Below are 6,479 nucleotides of genomic sequence, written 5' to 3'. Positions count from 1 at the left end.
GATCCCGGGTGCCCCGAATGTGGCATTGGGGACACTCAATGTCCCCAATGCCACATTCGGCGCACGCCCCAACGACACGACCCCTTGCGCCCGGCCCGCCGAGTGTCATGAAAGGGGCGTTCAGGACGAAAAGTGTCCTGAACGCCCCTTTCATAGCACTTCAGGGAGCAGTGACCGGGCCGATCAGCCGTACTGGGTCGAGCACACCGACGAGCTCTCCAGGTAGCCCTTTCGCAGTGCCTCGATCCGCTCGAAACCGTTGTCCACGCGCTTGCCGTTGACGTCGGCCGAGACCAGGCTCTCCGGGCTCAGCAGGTCCGAAATGGCCTCGTCGAGGTCACCGGCGGAAAGCCGCAGCGTCGCGCCGGGCACCGAGCTGGCCTTCGCCCACGCACCGACCAGGCAGGCGGTGCGCAGTCCCGCGTTCGCGTTGTCGATCGACGCGCCGACACCCTTCTGGATGCCCATCGCGTAGCGGGACGCGATTTCGGAGAACGCGGCGAAGTCGCCCTTGCCCTCGCTGTGCCCGCTCTTCCACTCGGCTTCCTGGTCGACCGGCTGGGCGAGTTCGCGCAGTTTGGCCATGTCGATGCTGACCGTGTTGTTCGACGGGCAGTACGACGCGGGCGGGGTGCTGGGGCCGCCGGAGCAGCTGCCGTTGCCGTCCTCGGTGATCTCCGGGCCCGGGACACCGGCGCCCTTGAAGGCGTCGTCGAGGCTCTTCTTCAGGATCCCGATGATCTCCGCGTCGAGCTTCGAGTCGCCCTTGCCCTTGTCACCCTTGTCGAACGGGCGCTCGGTGATGCGCGCCTTGATGTTCTCCTCGTTCATCGCGGCGCATTCCTTCGGGCCCTTCTCGAACCCGACCTGAAACGCGTACGTGCGGTCGAACGCGGTGCCGTGCGCGCCCTGCTTCGTCGCGCTGGTGCCCGCCTGGTCGCGGATCAGGAACAGCGACGCCATGACCTGGTTCAGGCCCTCGGAGGTGGAGAGCCGGTAGAACTTGCTCTTCTCCTCGGCGACCCAGCGGAAGTAGCCGCCGGCGAAGCAGTCGGCCTGCTGCTCCTTGACGATCGACGGGGTGTTCTTCTTGATGTTGGCCTTCTCGCCGAGCCGGTACTGCACGGCGTGCCCGAGTTCGTGCGCGAGCACGACGGCGCTCGCCATCTTCCCGAAGCGCTCGCGCAGCATCGGCAGCAGCACGCCGCGGTCCCACGCCACCGAGTCGTCCGGCGGGCAGTAGAAGGCGTTGACCAGGCCCTTGACGCTGCCGCACTTGGTGTCTTCGTCGTCGGAGCGCGCGCTGTAGGACAGCAGCGACTTCAGCGGCTCGTACTGCTGGCCGAAGTCGCGCGGCATGACCTCGGTCCAGTAGGTCTGCGCGTCGGCGATCGCGGCGATGGCGAGCTGGTCGTCTTCGGAGCCGTCCTCGTTGCGGACCTGCAGGTCCGGCTTGGGGGCGTCCGGCTTCAGCCCGCTCTCGAAGTGGGTGACCGGCAGACCGGCGATGTCACCGGCTCCCGGCTGGCTGCCCTGCCGGCCCCCGGCGGTGCCGCCCTTGTCGTTGCAGGCGCCGAGCCCGAGAGCCATCACCGCCACGATCGCGATCAGAGCCGGGCGGCGAAAGCCCCGCAATCCCCCTTGGATCATCTTCACTCGCTTGTCGTCAGGGCCCCGACCGGGCCGCGCGTACACCGGCAAGCAGGGACCCTACCCAGCGCTTATGGCCCGCGTGCAGGTAATCCCCGAAGTGGGTCTTGAGCGGGGTGGGGGCGGTCCCGATATGGTCGCTCCTCATGAGAGCAGTCCGCCGGTTCACCGTCCGCGCGAGCCTGCCGGAGTCGCTCTCCGGCCTCGGTGACCTCGCCACGAATCTGCGCTGGACCTGGCATCCGCCCACCCGCGACCTGTTCGCGTCGATGGACGCGGAGCTGTTCAACCGGGTCCGCGATCCGCTGCGGATGCTCACCGCCCTGCCGCCTGCCAGGCTCGACGAGCTGGCCGTCGACGAAGCCTTCCTCGCCCACGCGCGCGAAGCGGTCGCCGACCTGGACCGGTATCTCGCCGAGCCGCGCTGGTACCAGAAGCAGGAAGACGCCGATCTCCCGCCGGCCGTCGCGTACTTCTCGATGGAGTTCGGCGTCACCGAAGCGCTGCCGAACTACTCCGGCGGCCTCGGCGTGCTCGCCGGGGACCACCTCAAGGCCGCGTCGGACCTCGGCGTGCCGATGATCGGCGTCGGGCTGCTCTACCGCGCCGGGTACTTCCGGCAGGCGCTGTCGCTCGACGGCTGGCAGGTCGAGCACTACCCGGTGATCGACCCCAACGCCTTCCCGCTGGAGCTGCTGACCGACGGCGGCGAACCGGTGGTGGTCGACGTCGCCATGCCCGCCGGGCGGACCCTGCACGCGCAGATCTGGAAGGCCCGCGTCGGCCGGATCCCGCTGCTGCTGCTCGACACCGACACCGAAGCCAACGACGAGGATCTGCGCGCTGTCACCGACAGGCTCTACGGCGGCGACGCGGACCACCGCATCCGGCAGGAGATCCTGTCCGGGATCGGCGGTTTCCGCGCCGTGCGGCGGTACTGCGAGCTGACCGGGCATCCGCAGCCGAAGGTGTTCCACACCAACGAAGGTCACGCCGGGTTCCTCGGGCTGGAACGCGCCCGCGAGATCATCCAGACCGACGGGCTGGCGTTCGACGAGGCGCTGCCCGCCGTCCGCGCCGGCACCGTGTTCACCACGCACACGCCGGTCAGCGCGGGGATCGACCGGTTCCCCGTCGACCTCGTCCAGCGGTACTTCACCGACGGCAGGCTGGTCCCGGACGTCGACCCGCGCCGCGTGCTCGCGCTCGGCGCGGAGGACAACCCCGGCCTGTTCAACATGGCGCACATGGGTTTGCGGCTCGCCCAGCGCGCGAACGGCGTCTCGGCGCTGCACGGCCGGGTGTCGCGGAGGATGTTCTCCCGGCTGTGGCCGGGGTTCGACTTCGACGAGGTGCCCGTCTCGTCGGTCACCAACGGCGTCCACGGCCCGACGTGGGTGGCGCGCGAACTGAGCGCGCTGCTCGGGCGCAACCACGAGGAACTCGGTCTCGACGGCGCGCAGGGGAAGCCGCTGCGGGACGGCGTCAGCGACGAGCAGCTGTGGGCGCTGCGGCGTGAACTGCGGGAGAAACTGGTCGCCGAGGTGCGGCGCCGGGTGCGGGCCGCGTGGATGCAGCGCGGCGCGTCCGCGCTCGAACTCGGGTGGACCGACACGGTCTTCGACCCGGACGTGCTGACCGTCGGTTTCGCGCGCCGCGTGCCGACGTACAAACGGCTGACACTGATGCTGCGCGACCCGGAGCGCCTGCGCGCGCTGCTGCTCGACGAGCGGCGGCCGATCCAGCTCGTCGTCGCGGGCAAGTCGCATCCGGCCGACGAGGGCGGCAAGCAGCTCATCCAGCAGATCGTCCGGTTCGTCGACGACCCCGAGGTGCGGCGCCGCATCGTCTTCCTGCCGGACTACGACATGTCCATGGCGCGCTACCTCTACCGCGGCTGCGACGTCTGGCTGAACACGCCGGTGCGGCAACTGGAGGCGTGCGGGACCTCGGGGATGAAGTCCGCGCTCAACGGCGGCCTCAACCTGTCCATCCGCGACGGCTGGTGGGACGAGTGCTACGACGGCAGCAACGGCTGGGCGATCCCGACCGCGGACGGCGTCACCGACCCGCTGCGCCGGGACGAGCTGGAAGCAGCGGCGCTCTACGACCTGCTGGGCCACCAGATCGCGCCGCTGTTCTACGACCGCGACGCCGGCGGTGTGCCCGGCGGCTGGCTGTCGATGGTGTGGCACACGCTGGAGACGCTCGGGCCGCGCGTGCAGGCCGCGCGGATGGTGCGGGAGTACGTCGAGTCCGGTTACCTGCCCGCCTCGCGGATGGTCGCGGAGGCGACGGGTGACGGGTATCGCGGCGCGCTTTCGCTGGCCGACTACCGGACCAAACTCGACGTCTCCTGGCCGCGGGTGCGGATCTTCGACACCGAACTGCTCGTCGAGGACGCCGCCCCGCTGGTCACCGGGACCGAGGTGACCATCCGGGCCCGGATCGACCTCGCCGGCCTCGAACCGTCCGAAGTGGACGTTCAGGCCGTCGTCGGGAAGGTGGGCGACGGGGACGAGCTGACCGAGCCGCTCACCGTGCCGATGTCCGGTGACGGGATCGGCGCGTTCGCCGCGCGGCTGAAACTGCCGCATCCGGGCTCGATCGGCTACACCGTCCGGGTGCTGCCGAAACACCGCCTGCTCGCCACACCGGCCGAACTCGCCCGGGTCGTCCACGCGTAAGCCTTCGTCAAGCCGGTACCGAACAAAAGAAACCGCCGATTCTCGATTTCCGCCGAACAATGCGGAACAGGCAGGTGAAATACACTTTGCCGGGCCGATCCTGAATCGCGGAGGAATGGTGGCTTCGGCGAAGGAAACGAAAACATCGCGCAGGGCCAAGGACCGGCTGCACCACATTCACGCCCGGGCCGGGATCCAGCAGGACGGGTTGCGCCGCGCGCTGGGGCCGGAACTGCGGGCGATCTGGGGAGTCGCCGACGACGCCGAACCCGGCCGGGTGCGCGAGATCGTGCTTTTACGGCTGAACCGCGTGCTCGAACGGTTCGCCGATCCGCTCATGCCCGAGATCGTCTGGACCGCCTACAACCTCGGCGTGGATCCGGTGAACGGCGGCGCGGGCATGGTCGGCCGGATCAGGACCATGGTCGGGCGCGGCCGGGTGGCGGTCTCCGAGCGGACCTGCACCCGCCGGTTCTACGACTTCCTGGGGACCGTCAAGAACAGCTTGGACGGTTTTCAGGAAGACCTCACCGGAGAGGACTTCAGGCTCGCGTCGCGGTGGATCGCCGGGAACGTCCGCCCGGAGCGGGAGGAGACCGACGGCGGTCTGCGCGATCCCGTTCCCTCGGTCATGCGGATGTTCCTCGACGGCACGGTGTGGGGCCCCGCGGACGAGGCAGGCGCGCCGGTCCCGGCCCGGCTCGGCGCGCACGGCGACTGGCTCTGCGTCTTCACCGACGAGCGCCTGCTGGCCGAGTACCGCGCGCTCACCGGCGCCGGCTGGGCGCGGATCCGTCCCCGGACAGGCCGCGAGGTCGTACTCGCGGCCGCCAGGCGTGAGGTGGCGACGGGCGTCCTGGTCAACCCCAGGCCGTCGCGGGGCGCCGGGATCCACGCGGCGCTCCCGCTCTCGCCGGACTCGATCGCCCGGCTGGCGGTCCGCCGCTAGGGAACCGCGGGGGTGCCGCCCTCTCGGACCGGCAAGCCCGCCGAACGCCAGGCGCGGAACCCGCCTTCGAGATCGGTGGCGCCCGGCAGCCCGAGCCGCCGCAGATCGGCGGCGGCCAGGCTCGACGAGTACCCCTCGTTGCACACGACGATCACCGTCGAGTCCGGTTTCACCTCCGGCAGCCGCCATTCGCTGTCCGGCGCGAGCCGCCACTCGAGGTGGATCCGCTCGACGACCACCGAACCCGGGATCTCACCCTCTTCGAGCCGGTTGACGTGCGGGCGGATGTCCACGATCAGGGCGCCGTCACGCTGCAGCCGTTGTGCCTGCTCGGGCTCCGCCCGGTTCAGTCCGGACCGGGCGGCGGCCAGCAGGTCGTCGATCGCGCTCATGCGCCCAGTATCGGGGCCAGCGAGGGGATCTCGGCGGGAACTTCGGCGAGCGTGCCGTATTCACGGGTCGCGACCAGCGGCGGCGAGTAGGCGTGGACGCTGGCGGCCGGCTCGGTGCCGATGCCGGTCACCTGGTGCGCGCGCCCCGCGCCGAAGCCGATGCCCTCGCCGGCGACGTGCGTGCGACGCCGGATCGGGCCGCCCGGGTAGCGGTACTCCTCGCCGAGCTCACCCTGGAGCACGGTGAACGAGCCGGACGCGCCGCCGTGGTCGTGCGGTTTGGTCTGCTGGCCGGGCAGCCAGGACAGCAGCCACAGTTCGACGCCGTCGGTCAGCGCGAGCCGCGCCCACCATCGGCGCTCCTCGTCGAACCGCAGCAGGCCGCGCAGGCCCCCGGTCAGTTCGGTGGTGACGGTGGAGGTCAGATCGGCCAGCTCCCGGGGTGTCCAGAGCAGGCGCTCGGGGTGCAGCAGCTCGGGCAGCAGCGGATCGGTCAGCTGCGGGTGGATCTCGAAGTCCTGGCGGGACGAGACGGACGTGGTCACGGTGAGGCTCCTCGTGAAGGTTCGCGGGCAGGGCCGAACGCGGCGCGACACGGGTCTTCCCGGCACTCGGGGTGCCGGGCAAGAGCGGGAAATCAGCCGTGTCGCGCGGTGGTACACCCGGACGAGGCGACGAGGAGCAGGTCGATGGTGCGACGGCGCCAGAAAGAGCCCCCGATGACGGGGAAGGCGGCGGCCACGGACCTGATCACGTCTTCGATGTTGCCACAGGCGCCACCGCGGCGGTTACTCCGGAGAG

General features: G+C 70.4%; 5 protein-coding genes. 2 read left to right on the top strand and 3 right to left on the bottom strand.

Going from position 1 to position 6,479, the window contains the following annotated elements:
• Positions 1 to 183: 183 nt before the first annotated feature.
• Positions 184 to 1,650, bottom strand: a complete 1,467-nt coding sequence (locus ACFWMR_RS22895; protein WP_378379801.1) for a neutral zinc metallopeptidase — start codon at positions 1,648 to 1,650, stop codon at positions 184 to 186.
• Between the two features lie 146 nt (positions 1,651 to 1,796).
• On the opposite strand from ACFWMR_RS22895, the gene glgP reads away from it, so the two are divergent.
• Both glgP and ACFWMR_RS22885 read left to right on the top strand, forming a co-directional pair.
• Positions 1,797 to 4,337, top strand: coding sequence for an alpha-glucan family phosphorylase (glgP, locus tag ACFWMR_RS22890; protein WP_378379800.1), 2,541 nt, complete (start codon positions 1,797 to 1,799; stop codon positions 4,335 to 4,337).
• A 115-nt stretch (positions 4,338 to 4,452) separates the two neighbouring features.
• Positions 4,453 to 5,286: a hypothetical protein gene (locus ACFWMR_RS22885; RefSeq protein ID WP_378379799.1), complete on the top strand. Its 834-nt coding sequence runs from the start codon at positions 4,453 to 4,455 to the stop codon at positions 5,284 to 5,286.
• Here the strand turns inward: ACFWMR_RS22885 and ACFWMR_RS22880 are convergent.
• Both ACFWMR_RS22880 and ACFWMR_RS22875 read right to left on the bottom strand, forming a co-directional pair.
• Positions 5,283 to 5,678 carry a rhodanese-like domain-containing protein gene (locus ACFWMR_RS22880; RefSeq protein WP_093935492.1) on the bottom strand — a complete coding sequence of 132 codons (396 nt, stop codon included), beginning with the start codon at positions 5,676 to 5,678 and terminating at the stop codon, positions 5,283 to 5,285. The genes ACFWMR_RS22885 and ACFWMR_RS22880 overlap by 4 nt on opposite strands.
• Positions 5,675 to 6,223 carry a cysteine dioxygenase gene (locus ACFWMR_RS22875; RefSeq protein ID WP_378379798.1) on the bottom strand — a complete coding sequence of 183 codons (549 nt, stop codon included), beginning with the start codon at positions 6,221 to 6,223 and terminating at the stop codon, positions 5,675 to 5,677. The genes ACFWMR_RS22880 and ACFWMR_RS22875 overlap by 4 nt, the downstream gene beginning before the upstream one ends.
• Positions 6,224 to 6,479: the final 256 nt, after the last annotated feature.

The organism is Amycolatopsis thailandensis, assembly GCF_042723255.1.
GTDB classification, from domain to species: Bacteria; Actinomycetota; Actinomycetes; order Mycobacteriales; family Pseudonocardiaceae; genus Amycolatopsis; species Amycolatopsis thailandensis.
The sequence above is the reverse complement of the archived record's forward strand: the minus strand, read 5'-3'. Positions and strand labels throughout refer to the sequence as shown.

What these genes read in the sequence shown, in the direction of transcription:
- ACFWMR_RS22885 (WP_378379799.1), top strand. Translation starts at nt 4,453, where the DNA reads ATGGTGGCTTCGGCGAAGGAAACGAAAACATCGCGCAGGGCCAAGGAC.
- ACFWMR_RS22880 (WP_093935492.1), bottom strand. Translation starts at nt 5,678, where the DNA reads ATGAGCGCGATCGACGACCTGCTGGCCGCCGCCCGGTCCGGACTGAAC.
- glgP (WP_378379800.1), top strand. Translation starts at nt 1,797, where the DNA reads ATGAGAGCAGTCCGCCGGTTCACCGTCCGCGCGAGCCTGCCGGAGTCG.
- ACFWMR_RS22895 (WP_378379801.1), bottom strand. Translation starts at nt 1,650, where the DNA reads ATGATCCAAGGGGGATTGCGGGGCTTTCGCCGCCCGGCTCTGATCGCG.